This is a genomic window from Bradyrhizobium xenonodulans, assembly GCF_027594865.1.
Classification (GTDB): domain Bacteria; phylum Pseudomonadota; class Alphaproteobacteria; order Rhizobiales; family Xanthobacteraceae; genus Bradyrhizobium; species Bradyrhizobium xenonodulans.
Map to the genome: position 1 here is coordinate 3,482,430 of NZ_CP089391.1, position 13,348 is coordinate 3,495,777.

Below are 13,348 nucleotides of genomic sequence, written 5' to 3' on the forward strand. Positions count from 1 at the left end.
CAGGGTGGAACGACTTCCGCCGTCCGTCGTCAATCGGTCTAGCTCAATTGCGGCTTGCGCGCCAATCGTCTTGCAGCATTCGGTTAAGGACAGGTGACGACGAGCCCGCCGATGCAGCGATATCTGGCATTCACTTGTCAGCGCGTCGGATGGGTAAGGCGCCGAGCCTGCCGACTGAGCTGCTTCGCTGCGGGCATTTCATTTCCCTCAAACCCCGGCGCTCAATTGTCGCACCTTCGTGTGAAACCCTTCACACGCACGCTCACATCAATCATGCGACAAAGTACCTGTTGTGATTGTATGTGGTGAATTGACACCACATCGGCTTGAAATGAGCTGCACACGCCAGAACGACATGTTGAAATAGCCATCGACCGGCCGATCGCGCCGGTCGATGAGAGCTATGGAGACACTATGGCTGACAAACACGGACAGGGCATGGTTGGTACGTGGACCAAAACCACGGCGGCCGCGTGTGCGGACAAATATCCCGCCACCATCACATTCTCGACCGGCACTTACCGCGGCATGCGCGGTGAAGGGCAGGGCATGGTGTGGTGGGACGCGGGAATCTACCGTCTCGAAGACTCCAACACGCTCGTCGTCGGGACGGCGACTGATGAACTTGTGACGTATCACATTTCACGCGAGGCCGACCGATTTGAGTTCACGGATTCAGAGGGCTGTCTTGTGACTTATCGGCGCGCGTAGGATTTCGCACGCTGGATTTTTCACGCCGTTTCTTACGCCCTGGCCAACAAGAAAACTCGGTTCAATCGCCAATGAGCCCGCTGCTCACGTCGATCGCCTCCATATTTTCAACGATGGAGAAGACGACATGTGCAATTGTTCAGAGCATGGATCGAGCGCAAGCCTATCGAAGATGACTGCGGCATCGGTCGAGCCGGCCATGAAGCCGCTTGTGCCGCTGTCGCGGCAGATCAGCTTCAGCGATGACGATGCCGGCGATCAGCCGGCCTCGACCGATCTCCAGCCCATTCCGCCGTTCAGGCTGTGCAAGCTCGACTTCCGCGAAGGCTGCTACCAGATCAACTTCAAGCCGACGGCCGGCTTCGTGTCGTTCGAAGGCACGCTGCGCGTCGATCGCTCGGCGCCCGACGGTGGCGCCGATCATCTGATCGTCAGCGGCGATCTCTACTCGAAGCGGCCTGTGATCGGTCCGATCACGCCGGTCCTGCCGGTGCTGCCCGTGGGTGATGCGGACGAAGACGAAGCGGCGGGGGAATCGGGACTGACGAGCCTGGCCGGTTCGCTCAGCGCGCTCGATAACCCCATCATTCCGTCTCCGATTCTCAGGCCGAGGATCCCCATCTTTCCCCGCGCGCGCTATCATTCCTATCTCAGGGTGACCAGCGTGTCGGCGCCGGTGGCGGTCCCGTTTCCGAAGAAATGCGAGCTGACGATCACGGCCGAGCAGTTCAATTACACGCAGCCGCCGGCCGGCCAGTTCAAGGGCTCATTCCCGGCGACGCCGTCGCGCACCGTGACGCTCAAGCTTGCGAAAGTGCCGGCGCCGTTTCCGTTCTCGCTGACCGGCGGGCCGTTCTACCAGGGCCGGCTGTTCGAGGGCGGCGTGGACAAGGGCAGCATCACGCTCGCCTGGGTGTCGAGATTCTTCCGCCGTTGCACGCTGGAGATCGACACGCTGGTCGGTGCGGTCAGGCCTGCACCGGTGCCGGATGGCGCCGGCGGCACGGAGTTCTTCGACACGGTCTTCGCCAAGACCGGCTGGCAGTTGACGGTCGTGCAGGACCAGCTCAACGTCCCGGTGCCATCGGGCGTGACGCCGACCAATTGCTGGAGCTCGGCGGATCTGCACGCGCTGATGACCAGCGTGCGCAATCCCGCGACCAATCTCGACACCGAATGGCGCGTGCACATGATCGTCGTGCCTGCAAAACTCGGCTGCTCGCGCGGCATCATGTACGACCAGATCGGCGTGCCCCGCGAGGGCTGCGCCAGCTTCTCCGATGACGGTTACCCCGTCGCGGACTCCTCCAACTTCGGCCTCGCCGCCAACAAGAAGCAGCGCGACGTGCCGCGTGCGTTCCTGCGCAGTGCGACCCACGAGCTGACGCATACGCTGAACCAGATCCATCAGGAGCAGGAAACGGCGGCCGACAACTCGATCATGACCACGACGCCGAGCGTGGCCGACGTGCTCGGCGGTCCCGCGAGCGGCGAGCCAGGCGTGTTTCCGGATCAGATCAAGCTCGCGCACAACACCAACGTCCGTCATCACCTGAACCACATGCCGGATCCGGTCATTCGTCCGGGCGGATGGCCGTTCGCAAGCTGGTTCCCGACCGGTGCGCCGCAGGCCGCCGACCGTCACGACTTCGAGCCTTCCGAGCTCGCGCTGACGGTGACGGCCGCGACAGACCGTGTGGCGCTCGGCCAGCCGCTGGATCTGACGTGGACGATGACGAACAAGAGCGGCGTGTCGCTGCGCGCGCCGAACGACGTCAGCATCGAGGCCCTGTTCGCATCGATCACCGTCACCGACGGCGAGGGGCGCGAGTGTCCGGTCAGGCCTTTCGTGATCCTGTGCGAGCACGCGAAGCTGGGCGAGCTGGAGCCGGGCAAGACCGTCACGGCGTCGGCAAAAGTGTTCTGGAGCACGGCGGGCTTTGCCTTCGAGAAACCGGGCCGCTACCGCGTCGACGTCGCGGTGTCGTGGTCGGCGCAGGGCGTGATGGTCGGCGTGCAGTCGGGCATCGACGTGTTCGTCGACTATCCGACCAGCTCTGCCGACAACCATTCGGCCAATCTCGTGCTGCATCCCGAGGTCGGCAAATGGGTCGCACTCGGCGGCGAGGCCTATCACCTCGGTGAGGCATGCCGGCGCTTGCAGGCACTCAGCCAGACCGCGGCGCCAGCCGGCGCGCGGGCCGCGATGGCTGAAGCCGGCGACGGCGCGGCCGCGCCGCGCGCGATCGACGGCTTTGCGGACATGCTGCCGGACCGCGCCAAGCTCGCGCGGCTGCGCCCTGAACTGACCGCCGACACCGGCGGCCGCGCGCTGCGCGGACCGGCGCGCGCCGCGGCGCCGGGACGCAAGCGCGCCGCGAAGGCGAAGAAGCGCACGGGACGAAAAGGGTAGCCGCTTCGGCGAAGACCGCCGGTGTCGGGTAGACGGCCGTACCTTGCGATGATGTCGCTTGTGCGCGCCGTCGCCGCCACCGGCGGAACGACGGCAATATGAAACGTCCACATTTGTCGCGCCGGCCTGGCGCGGGTGAAGCACGCTGCGCCGTTCAGAACCGGCGCGGGGCCGTCATCGGGGAACACCGCACGGCACCCCGGCGCAAACGCGGGATGTGGGCTGCGCGCTCCCATGATAGGCCAGCCACATCGTCACCTCCGGAGCCTGCCTTCATGTCCGTCGCGACCGCTGCCAGCCAAGCCCCCGCAACCGCCACCGAGACCGACCCTGAAGCGCTTGGCTGGATGAAGGGTTTCCCGCCGGCGCCCGACCGCATCGTCAGCTTCCAGGACGGCTCGTTCCGCAGCTTCCCTGAACTCCGCTGGGCCTGGAGCAACATCCGCCAGCTGGTGCCGACCGTAAACGTCTGGCGCGGGGCGGGGCCTGCGTCTCCGCTGCCGCGCGAGGACCACGACATCGGCGGGGTCGCCTCGACCACGATGGACGGGCGCCCCATGACGTTCGCGACAATGCTGGAGGAGACCTATACCGACGGCATCGCGGTGCTGCATCGGGGCAAGCTGATCTATGAGCGCTATTTCGGCGCATTGAAACCGCACAAGCCGCATATTGCGATGTCGGTGACGAAGTCCTTCACAGGCGTGCTTGCCGGCATGCTGGTTGCGGACGGCAAGATCGATCCGCAGGCGCCTGTGACGGACTACGTGCCGGAGCTGAAGGCGGGTGCGTTCGGGGATGCGCGCGTGCACGAGGTCATGGATATGACCACCGGGCTCGCATACACCGAAGTCTACACCGACAGGAATTCCGCCGTGTGGGGCCTGCGTCGCGCCAACGGCATGGCGCCGATCCCGCCCGATTATGACGGCCCGACCACCATTTTCGATTTCCTCGTCGCGCAGAAGAAGCAGGGCGAGCACGGCAGGGCGTTTGCCTACAAGACCGTCAACACTGACGTGCTGGCCTGGATCATCAGGCGCGCCAGCGGCATGACGCTGTCGGACCTGCTCTCCGAGCGCATCTGGCAGCCGATGGGCGCGGAGGAGGACGCGCATTATCACGTCGACCGCATCGGCACCGAGAGCGGCGGCGGCGGCCTGTCGACCACGCTTCGCGATCTCGCCCGCTTCGGCGAGACCATGCGCAATCACGGCCGGTTCAACGGCCGTCAGATCGTGCCTGAAACCGTCGTCCGGGACATCGCGCGCGGCGGCGATCCCGAAAAGTTCAAGCCGGCCGGCTACACCACGCTGCCCGGTGCGTCCTATCGCAATCAATGGTGGGTCACGCACAACGCGCACGGCGCCTACATGGCGCGCGGCGTGCACGGGCAGGGCATTTACATCGATCCCAAAGCCGAGATGGTGATCGCGCGCTACGCATCGCACCCCGCCGCGGGCAACGCCGCCAACGACCCCGTCACGCTGCCGGCCTACATGGCGCTGGCGAAGGCGCTGATGGCGGGCGGGTAGGGCAGCTTGTAGGATGGGTAGAGCGGAAGCGAAACCGATCATCACTCGTCACAAAGAACCCGATGGGTTTCGCTTCGCTCTACCCATCCTACGCGTTCCTTCATGCCAAACCGCAAGATCGGTCGAGCACGCCATGGCCATCAGCGGCTAACTGGAGCCGCCACGGAGGAGGGACGATGACGGCGGCACTGCAACACTATCAGGCCCGGATGCGACGGGTGCTGGATCATATCGACCGGCATCTCGACGAGGATCTGGATCTGGATACGTTGAGCGGCGTTGCGGCCTTCTCGAAATTTCATTTCCACCGGCAGTTCACGGCGACCTTTGGGCTGTCTGTGCATCGCTATGTCCAACTCGCCCGCATGAAGCGTGCTTCCTATCGGCTGGCCTTTGCCGACGCCCAAAGCGTCACAGAGATTGCGATGGATGCCGGTTACGACGCACCCGATGCCTTCGCCCGCGCCTTTCGGCAACGGTTCGGGCAATCGCCGTCATCGTTCCAGAAATCTCCCGACTGGGAGCCGTGGCTTGCGGCCTTCGGGCCTCTCGATATCGCAAGGAGCAAGCTCATGAGGACTTTTACGGCTGATGACGTGACGATCCGCGAAGTGCCCACCACACGGGTGGCGATCATGGAGCATCGGGGGAGCCCTGCGACGTTGGGCGCCACCATTCAGCGGTTCATCGCGTGGCGCAAGGCCCGCGGCCTGCATCCCAGGAACAGCCCGACCTTCAATGTCTGGCGTTCCGAGCGGCGTCCTGAATCGCCTGCCGATTACAGCACGGACCTCTGTGTCGGGACCGACCAGCCGATCGAGGCGAACGGCGAAGACATCAAGGCTGGAGAAATCCCCGGCGGACGCTGCGCCGTGCTGCGCGTCGTCGGCTACACCGACAATCTGGAGCCCGCGGCGCTCTATCTTTATCGCGACTGGCTTCCGGCCAGTGGCGAGGAAGCGCGAGATTTCCCGATCTATTGCCAGCGGCTGAGCTTCTTCCCGGAGGTGCCGGAGCATGAGACGGTCGCCGAGGTTTTTCTGCCGCTGAAATAGCGTCGTCTGACGGCGGCTTGTCCCTTTCGATAGAACCGGATAGGCCGCTATCTACCACCGCAATTCATGCCTCAGCCATGCTCCTCCTGCCAATGCGGGTAGGTGACGTAGGCGGTGACGGCGCCTTGCTCGTGCGAGCGGATGGTGACCGTCTCGCCCTTCGGCATGTAGACGATCTCGCCCGGACCCGCGGTGACGGTGCTTCCTTCACTCGTGACCGAGAGCTTTCCTTCCAGCACGAGCATGACGTCGTCGACCGCAAGCTTTTCGTCGAGGCTCTGGTCTGGCGCGTAGCGGCCGAAGCCGATGGTAACAGGTCCGCCGTGACGCTGGTCGATCACATTGCCGGCGAAAATCTCGCCGTCCTGTCCCGGCGAACGCTCGAACGAGGCGTCGGCGATGGCGAATTTGCGAACTTTCATGAAATCCTTCCGTCTTGCGCCAGGGTCCGGCGGCGTGGAGGACCGACGCTTCAGCAGCTTCTTTGTTCATCTCGCCCTGCGAGGCGGTTTGACGCAGCTTGAAAATATAAGGATTGACTTATATTAGTTCAGGCCGATATTCGTACCTGCAGCCAACGACACGGAGGAGCGCAATGGAGATCGATGTCGCCAGGGTTTTAGGGCTCGTTACGCGTTCGGTGAAGAATTTCGAGAAAGACGGGAAGCCCGCCAGTGCGGTCACGCTGACGCGGCTCTACGACACCAGCGTCGACGATCTCTGGGACGCAGTGACCAGCAAGGAGCGGATTCCGCGCTGGTTTTTGCCGGTCGAGGGAGATCTCCAGCTTGGCGGAAGGTACCAGCTCAAGGGCAATGCAGGCGGCACCATCACGGCGTGCACGCGGCCGGCCCATTTCGCGGCGACGTGGGAATTCGGCAGCGCCGTGAGCTGGATCGATGTCAAGCTGACGGCAGAACGAAGCCAGGCGCGCCTGACGCTGGAGCACACCGCGATCGTCGAGGATCACTGGAATCAGTTCGGGCCCGGCGCGGTGGGGATCGGCTGGGACCTCGCCATTGCGGGACTCGAGCGATATCTTGCGACCGGGGCGTCGGTCGACCATGAGACGGCCGAGGCATGGATGGTCTCTCCAGCGGGCAAGGACTTCATGACGAGAAGCGGCGAGTATTGGCGCGCAGCGCATGTCGCGAGCGGGGTCGATCCCGACACGGCGAAGCAGCGCTCGGACCGCACCATCGCGTTCTATCGCGGCGAGATGCCGCCTGACATCGCACATCCGGGCACGGGAAGCTGATGCACGTCTTCGACGTCCTCGCCGATCCCGTGCGCCGTCGCATCCTCGAGCTGCTCGCGCCGGGCGAAATGGCGTCCGGTGAGGTTGTCGAAGCGATCGGGGCCGAGTTCGGGATCACGCAGGCGGCCGTGTCGCAGCACCTCAAGGTGCTGCGCGAGAGCGGCTTTGCAACGGTTCGGGCGGAGGCGCAGAGACGGCTCTATTCGGTCGACGTGGCCGGGCTTCGGGCGGTGGATGCATGGATCGGCCAGTTCAGAAATTTCTGGGAGCCGAAGCTGGATGCACTGGCGACCGAGATCGCGCGTGGCAAACGCGAGCGCCGCAACGCGCCGATCACCAAGCGGAGCGGGAAGAGGGCCTGAGAGAAGGCAAGTGGCGAAAGAGACAAGACGTCGCGGTCACCGCGACATCTTGTCAGACCCTTCGTCAGATCCTTGCGTTCAGTCGCGATCGTCGAACCGGCACGATCCCGTGCGACAGACGGCGCGCAAAACATTCCATGCTCATTTTCGTTCTATTGCGAAACGATTCCGGCACTTGCGGTTGAACTCCGCCGGCGCGTCCATCAAGGTTTGTTTCAACAGATCTATGAGGACGGCTCGACACCTCTTGGCGATCACGATGGACGCCGCGACGATTAGCAGGAGAAGATTCATGAGCGAGATAAAGGACGACCCCGAGGATTCGAGCCGCCGCGACATGCTTCGCACGACCGGCGCCGCGATGGCGATCGGGCTCGCCGCATCAAGCGGTGCACTCGTCACGCCTGCATCTGCGCAGGGCGCCGACCCGACGTCTGCCGCCGCCCGCAACACCGGACACCTCGGTGGACGGCTGCAGGGTGTCCAGCACTTCGGGCTGACGGTGCAGAATATGGAGCGCGCTTTCGAATTCTACACCCAGGTGCTTGGTGGGACGGAGGTGTTTCGTCACGGTGACTTCCAGGGCGACGCCGTCCAGAACACGCTGCTCGCGGATCAGGAGATCCGCGCTCACGAGCTGGCGGTCAACCCGCGCACCATCGGCGTGCCCGATTTGCGTGGCGGCGCGCAGCGGCTCGACGTGCGCTTCGTCCAGTTTGACAACGTCGTCATCGAGCTTCTGCAATATCGCGATTCAGACCAGCCGATGGGCAGTCCGCACTCCTTTGCAGAGCCGGTCCACAATATGAGTCCGGCCTTCCCACGGATGATGCACATCTGCTTCTACGTCCGTGACGATGTCGATTTCAACAAGTTCATCACCGATCTCGAAGCCGAGTCCGCACGCCGCGGCATGACCCAGGTGCGCGCCAACCGCACGATCCGGGTCTCGACGGAAGAACAGCGCCGGGCGGCGCCCGAAAACACCCATACCAACAAGGTGACGGTCGCCCCGTCGGATGGCTGGGAGCTCATCTATTGCAAGGGGCCCGAGGGCGAGCAACTCGAGTTCGTGAAGGCGCTTGGTCCGGTCAAGCAGCGCTTTGCCGATGCGCTTTCGGCACGACGTCGCACGGTCGGCAGCGCGCAGTAATCCGGTGGAGATCGGAATGCGATACAGAATTGCTGTTGCGTTGTCGTGCGGCGTGTTCGCCGTGGCTGTGCTCCTCACCTGGGCGCCGCGGGCGGTGGCTCAGGAATCTGCGGGGATCCGCTACGCGCAAATCCCCGACGGGGCCTACTCGATCGTGGCCGAGGTTCGGGCCAAGCCGGGCAAGGAGGCGGACCTGCGCGCCGCCACCCTGCCGCTGGTCGCGCTGGTCCGGAGCGATCCCAAGAACCTTGTCTATTTCCTTCAGGAGGATCGCGAGGTGCCGGGGCATTTCATCTTCTACGAGGTCTTCGCCAGTCTGGCCGACTTCGACGCCCATAACGCCACTCCGTACGTCAAGCAATGGTTCGCCAAGCTGCCGGATCTAGCGGATGGCGGGGTCAAGGTGATGCGCATGGAAGTGCTGACCCACGCCGCGCGGTGATGCCTTGAGTCGGTGGATCAGCCGGCGGCGGCGCGACGTGCTGTCCGCCCGGCGAAGTGCGCCACTATGTTGCGGTCATGGGTGCGCGCGGGTTACCGCTCACGGCAATTCGCGCCAGCGCATCGGCAGGACGCCGTCCTGCCTGAAACGGTCGAGGAAGCGGAAGCGAGCGGCTTGCGGATTGGGGCGGGCTTCGATCGTGTTGCCGATGATCTGCACGACGTCGTTCTCGTCATAAGCGGGCCAGAGCGGCACGCCAGGTCCGTTCGGATCGCCGCGTGTCGCGAAGTTCACCCAATAGTCCATCATCGTTCCCGCCAGCGCGCGGTCCTGTTCGGCCGGCGGCGCCGTGCTGCCGACGATCTGTTGCGGCGTCAGTGTTCCGAACACGAACGGGATTTCGGTGACGTGCGAGGCGATCGGCGTGTAGGGCGATGTATAATTGAAGAAGTAGCCATAGACCGGCGCGCGTCCCGCGCGTCGATGCAGCCGAAGCCACTGCCAGCACTGCTCGCCGATGACGGTGTCGCCGGTGAGCGCGGCCGCCGACGTCCTGGCCTCCGCGTCGGTCGCTGCAGGATAGACCTTCAGGAAATCGGCCATGCGCTCCCGGCTGAACATCCGCTCGGCCGCGGCGAGAAAGGTGAGGGCGGACTGATGGGGAAGTGATTGTGCTGGAAAAGGGAATTCCTCCGCGGCATTCCAGCCCGCCAGCAACGGGATGTGCATCTGTTCGCCGCGCAGGAAACGCCGGGCGGGCACGTCGGGCACCAATTGATGATCGATGCTTGGTGAAAATGCCGCAACGACGGGGCTGGTCTTGAAGCTCCACGGCGCGGCGGCATTCAGGCGGTCGGCCGGCATGGTGCGCAATTCCGCGATCGACGCATTGCCTTGCTGTCGGGCGAAGGTGCGACCTCGCGCCCGGGCTTCCTCGAAAGTCTGGAGTGGCCCGTGTCTGCCATCCCAGAACGCGCCGCTCTGTCCGATGGCTTTATGAAACAATCCCCGTGCGAGCGGCGAAGCCATCAGGATGCCGACGGCCATGGCCCCGGCGGACTCGCCGAACAATGTGACGTTATCGGGATCGCCGCCAAAGCCCGCGATGTTGGCCTTGACCCAACGCAGCGCCATCAGTTGGTCCTGCAAGCCGTAATTGCCTGACGGCGCTTCCGTGTCGAGATAGGGATGGGCGAAAAAGCCGAGGATGCCGAGGCGGTAATTGAAGCTGACGACGACGACACCCTTGGCGGCCAACGCGGCGCCATCGGTTGCGGGGTTGGCCGAAGAGCCGAACTGAAAGCCGCCGCCGTGAATCCACACCATTACGGGCCGCCTCTCGTCGGTACGCCGTGCGGCAGTCCAGACATTGAGATAAAGACAGTCCTCGTCGCGCGGTCCCGGCCGATGGTCGTTTTCGAGTGCCGACAGACTGCCCGCGCCGAAGGCGAGCGCATCGCGCACGCCATCCCACGGCGCCGGCGGCCTTGGTGCGCACCAGCGCAGGGGCCCGACCGGCGGCGCCGCGTACGGGATCCCTTTGAACGCAAGAACGCCGTTCGCATCCCTGTGGCCGTGCACGGCACCTGCCTGGGTGCGGACCTCACGTCCAAGCTCGGCTGCTTTCGAGGTCATGACGCCATGCATGATTGTGTCCCTTGATCGCGTGAGCACCCGGCCGCCGGCCGGGCAGGTTCGGTGCGAGCCTATGGACTTCGGCGTCTCCTGAATTTAGATATTCAGCCAATCAATGACTAAAAACAGTCAGCCTCAAGACAAAGGTTTATGCGGCAGCCCCTTCGCTTTCCCTGGTCCAATCTCGATGTCGACGATCGCTCCGCGCCCGTTATCGCCGTGCGCGTCGATGTCACCGGGACCAGGGCAGAGGTGCCCGATCATCAGCACCGCAAGGGGCAGCTGATCTTCGCGCTGGGCGGCGGCGTCACATGTCGCGTTCCGAGCGGCCTCTGGATGGTGCCGCCGCATTGTGCGGTGTGGGTGCCGGGCGGCATGAAGCACAGCAACCTCGCGACCGCCAATGCGCGGCTGTTCTTCGTCTACATCGAGCCGGAGATGATCGAACTGCCGGATCGATGCTGCACATTGTCGATCTCGCCGCTGCTGCGCGAATTGATCGTCGACTTGTCCGATCAGGCCGCTGACGACGGGGCGAGGAGGGATCTGCTGGCGACAGTGCTCTTGCGCGAACTACCTCGCATGCCGGTTCAGCAGTTGCATCTACCGCTCTCGCCGGAGCCACGATTGAAGCGGATTGCCAAGGCGCTCGCAGAAGATCCTTCCGACCGCAGGACGCTGGCCGAATGGGCCAAACGCGTTGCGTTGAGCGAGAGCAGCCTCGCGCGTCTCATCGTCAGGGAGACGGGGCTTAGCTTCGGGCGCTGGCGCCAGCAATTGCACCTGATCGTCGCCATCCGGGAGCTCACCTCCGGCGCAAGCGTGCAGCAGGTTTCGGCGGACCTCGGCTATGACTCCGTCGCGGCCTTCATCACCATGTTCAAGAAGGCGCTCGGGAAGCCGCCGGCGAAATATCTCGCCAGTATCGCACAGGATCCCCCTACGAATTCCGCGACATCTTCTCGAACTTCTTGATCAGCCGCTCCCGCTTCAGCCGCGACAGCCGCTGGATCCAGAATAGGCCGTCGAGCTGGTCGATCTCGTGCTGGTGGCAGACGGCGCGCAAACCGTCGGACTCCTCGCTTTGCATGTTGCCGTCCAAATCCTGATAGCTGATCCGCACGCGGGCGTGGCGCTGGACCTCGTCGTTGACATCAGGCATCGAGACGCTGCCTTCCTTGTGCAGGATCATCTCGGACGAGGCCCATTCGACTTGCGGATTGACGTAGGTCTGCGCACCCGCCTTGGCGTCGAGCTCGAGCACGACGACGCGCAGCGACACGCCGATATGCGGCGCCGTGATGCCGATGCCCGGCGCGGCGCGCATCGTGTCGAGCAAATCCGCCGCGAGCTCGCGCAAGGCGTCGTCGAAGGTGGTGACGGGGCGGGCCGGCATCGCGAGCCGGCGGTCGGGGTAGCGGACGATCGGGCGAATGGTCATGCCGGGCTGGTACCACTCACGGAGGGTTGAAGCACCTGTTCTTGACGTCCTACCAACTGGAAGGTAGTTAAGCTGCCATGTCCAACGTTTCCTCGACCGCCGACGACATCCTGGCCTGCGCCCGCACCCTGATCATCGCGGGCGGCTACAACGGCTTCAGCTATGCCGACGTCGCCGACGTGGTCGGCATCCGCAAGCCGAGCATTCACCACCATTTCGCCAGCAAGGTCGATCTGGTCCGCACCCTCGTGTCGCGCTACCGCGCGGAGGCCGAGGCAGGACTGGCCGCGCTCGAGCGCAATGTCACGGACCCCGGCGATCAGCTCAAAAGCTATGTCGCGTATTGGGAAGCGTGCATCAAGGATGCGACGGCTCCGTTTTGCGTGTGCGCGCTTCTTGCCAGCGAGCTTCCGATTCTGCCGGAGGAGGTGGCGCTCGAAGTCCGGGCGCATTTCAAATCTCTGGCGGCCTGGCTGACGTCCGTCATGGAGCGCGGCAAGCGGCAGGGGCGGCTCCAGCTCTCCAGCATCGCGCGGGTCGAGGCGGAGGGATTCATGGCAACCGTTCACGGCGCGATGCTGTCGGCGCGCGCCTATGGCGATCCAAAAACCTTCGCGATCATTACCCGGCCGCTGCTGGATCGGCTTTCCACCAGGCACTGAAGGACGAGATTGGCGCCGATGCAATCGATCGGACGGGCGGGGCGCTTTTTCGCTTCATACGAAATCTACCAACTAGTAGGTAAGGAACAGACAATGAGAGATCGTGAGATGACTTCGGACACTGCCGACCATGCGCAATGGCTGAAGCAGTACTATTTCCTTCGGGCCGCGTTTTCCGTCGCCTGGGTCATTGCGGCCTTTACCCTCGCGCCGTCGTCGGCGGCGATCGCAGCAACCTTGCTCGTCGCCTATCCGGCGTGGGACGCCGCCGCCAATTATCTCGACACGCTCCGCAGCGGCGGCCTGAATCAGAACCGCACGCAGGGCTTCAATGTGCTGGTCAGTCTGGCGACCACCATCGCGGTCCTCCTGGCCTTGCAGGCGAGCATGAACTGGGTGCTCGGGATCTTCGGTGCGTGGGCGATCCTGTCGGGGTTGCTCCAGCTCGGCACGGCCATCCGGCGCTGGAGGAGTTTTGGCGCGCAATGGGCCATGGTGCTCAGCGGTGGCCAGTCGGCGCTCGCAGGCGGCTTCTTCATCTTTCAGGCCACGACGCCGATGTCCCCAACGATCGCGAATGTCGCGGGCTATGCCGCGGTGGGTGCGATCTACTTCCTGGTCTCGGCGGTCTGGCTCACCGTCAGCGCATGGCGTCAGAGTGCAGCCCTGTAAGGCGGCGCC

The 13,348-nt window shown here is 64.2% G+C and carries 14 protein-coding genes; 11 read left to right on the forward strand and 3 right to left on the reverse strand.

Annotated features, from left to right (window positions below; translation table 11 throughout):
• Positions 1–414 precede the first annotated feature (414 nt).
• The 4 genes from I3J27_RS16100 (at position 415) to I3J27_RS16115 (ending at position 5,714) form a co-directional block, all read left to right on the forward strand.
• Complete coding sequence (locus I3J27_RS16100) at positions 415–711, forward strand: hypothetical protein (protein ID WP_270171115.1); 297 nt, start codon at positions 415–417, stop codon at positions 709–711.
• Positions 712–910: 199 nt separating this feature from the next.
• Complete coding sequence (locus I3J27_RS16105) at positions 911–3,124, forward strand: hypothetical protein (protein WP_270171121.1); 2,214 nt, start codon at positions 911–913, stop codon at positions 3,122–3,124.
• A gap of 275 nt (positions 3,125–3,399) precedes the next feature.
• Entirely contained in the window at positions 3,400–4,659 is a 1,260-nt protein-coding gene (locus I3J27_RS16110; RefSeq protein WP_270171123.1) for a serine hydrolase domain-containing protein, read from the forward strand.
• A 176-nt stretch (positions 4,660–4,835) separates the two neighbouring features.
• Positions 4,836–5,714, forward strand: a complete 879-nt coding sequence (locus I3J27_RS16115; protein WP_270171126.1) for an AraC family transcriptional regulator — start codon at positions 4,836–4,838, stop codon at positions 5,712–5,714.
• A gap of 71 nt (positions 5,715–5,785) precedes the next feature.
• Here I3J27_RS16115 and I3J27_RS16120 read toward each other — a convergent pair whose 3' ends face one another.
• Positions 5,786–6,136: a EutQ-related cupin domain-containing protein gene (locus tag I3J27_RS16120; protein ID WP_270171129.1), complete on the reverse strand. Its 351-nt coding sequence runs from the start codon at positions 6,134–6,136 to the stop codon at positions 5,786–5,788.
• Positions 6,137–6,309: 173 nt separating this feature from the next.
• Here I3J27_RS16120 and I3J27_RS16125 point away from each other — a divergent pair, with 173 nt between their 5' ends.
• The 4 genes from I3J27_RS16125 to I3J27_RS16140 all read left to right on the forward strand — a co-directional run bounded on the left by I3J27_RS16125 (position 6,310) and on the right by I3J27_RS16140 (position 8,929).
• Complete coding sequence (locus tag I3J27_RS16125) at positions 6,310–6,972, forward strand: SRPBCC family protein (protein ID WP_270171131.1); 663 nt, start codon at positions 6,310–6,312, stop codon at positions 6,970–6,972.
• Entirely contained in the window at positions 6,972–7,334 is a 363-nt protein-coding gene (locus I3J27_RS16130; protein ID WP_270171133.1) for an ArsR/SmtB family transcription factor, read from the forward strand. The genes I3J27_RS16125 and I3J27_RS16130 overlap by 1 nt, the downstream gene beginning before the upstream one ends.
• Positions 7,335–7,626: 292 nt before the next feature.
• Positions 7,627–8,487, forward strand: a complete 861-nt coding sequence (locus I3J27_RS16135; RefSeq protein WP_270171136.1) for a VOC family protein — start codon at positions 7,627–7,629, stop codon at positions 8,485–8,487.
• A 16-nt stretch (positions 8,488–8,503) separates the two neighbouring features.
• Complete coding sequence (locus I3J27_RS16140) at positions 8,504–8,929, forward strand: putative quinol monooxygenase (protein ID WP_270171139.1); 426 nt, start codon at positions 8,504–8,506, stop codon at positions 8,927–8,929.
• Between the two features lie 99 nt (positions 8,930–9,028).
• Here I3J27_RS16140 and I3J27_RS16145 read toward each other — a convergent pair whose 3' ends face one another.
• On the reverse strand, positions 9,029–10,564 hold the full coding sequence (locus I3J27_RS16145) for a carboxylesterase/lipase family protein (protein WP_270171141.1): 1,536 nt from the start codon (positions 10,562–10,564) through the stop codon (positions 9,029–9,031).
• A gap of 150 nt (positions 10,565–10,714) precedes the next feature.
• Between I3J27_RS16145 and I3J27_RS16150 the strand changes: the two genes are divergently transcribed.
• Complete coding sequence (locus I3J27_RS16150) at positions 10,715–11,539, forward strand: AraC family transcriptional regulator (protein WP_270171143.1); 825 nt, start codon at positions 10,715–10,717, stop codon at positions 11,537–11,539.
• On the opposite strand, the gene I3J27_RS16155 is transcribed toward I3J27_RS16150, so the two are convergent.
• Positions 11,505–12,005 (reverse strand): peptide deformylase, encoded by a 501-nt coding sequence (locus I3J27_RS16155; protein WP_270171145.1) that lies wholly within the window; start codon positions 12,003–12,005, stop codon positions 11,505–11,507. The genes I3J27_RS16150 and I3J27_RS16155 overlap by 35 nt on opposite strands.
• A 77-nt stretch (positions 12,006–12,082) precedes the next feature.
• On the opposite strand from I3J27_RS16155, the gene I3J27_RS16160 reads away from it, so the two are divergent.
• Together I3J27_RS16160 and I3J27_RS16165 are read left to right on the forward strand one after the other, a co-directional pair.
• The gene (locus tag I3J27_RS16160) at positions 12,083–12,667 is read left to right on the forward strand and encodes a TetR/AcrR family transcriptional regulator (protein WP_270171147.1); all 585 of its coding nucleotides are present in this window, start codon (positions 12,083–12,085) and stop codon (positions 12,665–12,667) included.
• A 108-nt stretch (positions 12,668–12,775) separates the two neighbouring features.
• Entirely contained in the window at positions 12,776–13,339 is a 564-nt protein-coding gene (locus tag I3J27_RS16165; protein WP_270171149.1) for a DUF308 domain-containing protein, read from the forward strand.
• The last annotated feature ends 9 nt before the right edge of the window (positions 13,340–13,348 follow it).

Coding starts and splice junctions, on each gene's coding strand:
- I3J27_RS16150 (WP_270171143.1), top strand. CDS start 10,715: ATGCGGCAGCCCCTTCGCTTTCCCTGGTCCAATCTCGATGTCGACGAT.
- I3J27_RS16145 (WP_270171141.1), bottom strand. CDS start 10,564: ATGACCTCGAAAGCAGCCGAGCTTGGACGTGAGGTCCGCACCCAGGCA.
- I3J27_RS16135 (WP_270171136.1), top strand. CDS start 7,627: ATGAGCGAGATAAAGGACGACCCCGAGGATTCGAGCCGCCGCGACATG.
- I3J27_RS16155 (WP_270171145.1), bottom strand. CDS start 12,005: ATGACCATTCGCCCGATCGTCCGCTACCCCGACCGCCGGCTCGCGATG.
- I3J27_RS16160 (WP_270171147.1), top strand. CDS start 12,083: ATGTCCAACGTTTCCTCGACCGCCGACGACATCCTGGCCTGCGCCCGC.
- I3J27_RS16105 (WP_270171121.1), top strand. CDS start 911: ATGAAGCCGCTTGTGCCGCTGTCGCGGCAGATCAGCTTCAGCGATGAC.
- I3J27_RS16115 (WP_270171126.1), top strand. CDS start 4,836: ATGACGGCGGCACTGCAACACTATCAGGCCCGGATGCGACGGGTGCTG.
- I3J27_RS16100 (WP_270171115.1), top strand. CDS start 415: ATGGCTGACAAACACGGACAGGGCATGGTTGGTACGTGGACCAAAACC.
- I3J27_RS16165 (WP_270171149.1), top strand. CDS start 12,776: ATGACTTCGGACACTGCCGACCATGCGCAATGGCTGAAGCAGTACTAT.
- I3J27_RS16125 (WP_270171131.1), top strand. CDS start 6,310: ATGGAGATCGATGTCGCCAGGGTTTTAGGGCTCGTTACGCGTTCGGTG.
- I3J27_RS16140 (WP_270171139.1), top strand. CDS start 8,504: ATGCGATACAGAATTGCTGTTGCGTTGTCGTGCGGCGTGTTCGCCGTG.
- I3J27_RS16120 (WP_270171129.1), bottom strand. CDS start 6,136: ATGAAAGTTCGCAAATTCGCCATCGCCGACGCCTCGTTCGAGCGTTCG.
- I3J27_RS16130 (WP_270171133.1), top strand. CDS start 6,972: ATGCACGTCTTCGACGTCCTCGCCGATCCCGTGCGCCGTCGCATCCTC.
- I3J27_RS16110 (WP_270171123.1), top strand. CDS start 3,400: ATGTCCGTCGCGACCGCTGCCAGCCAAGCCCCCGCAACCGCCACCGAG.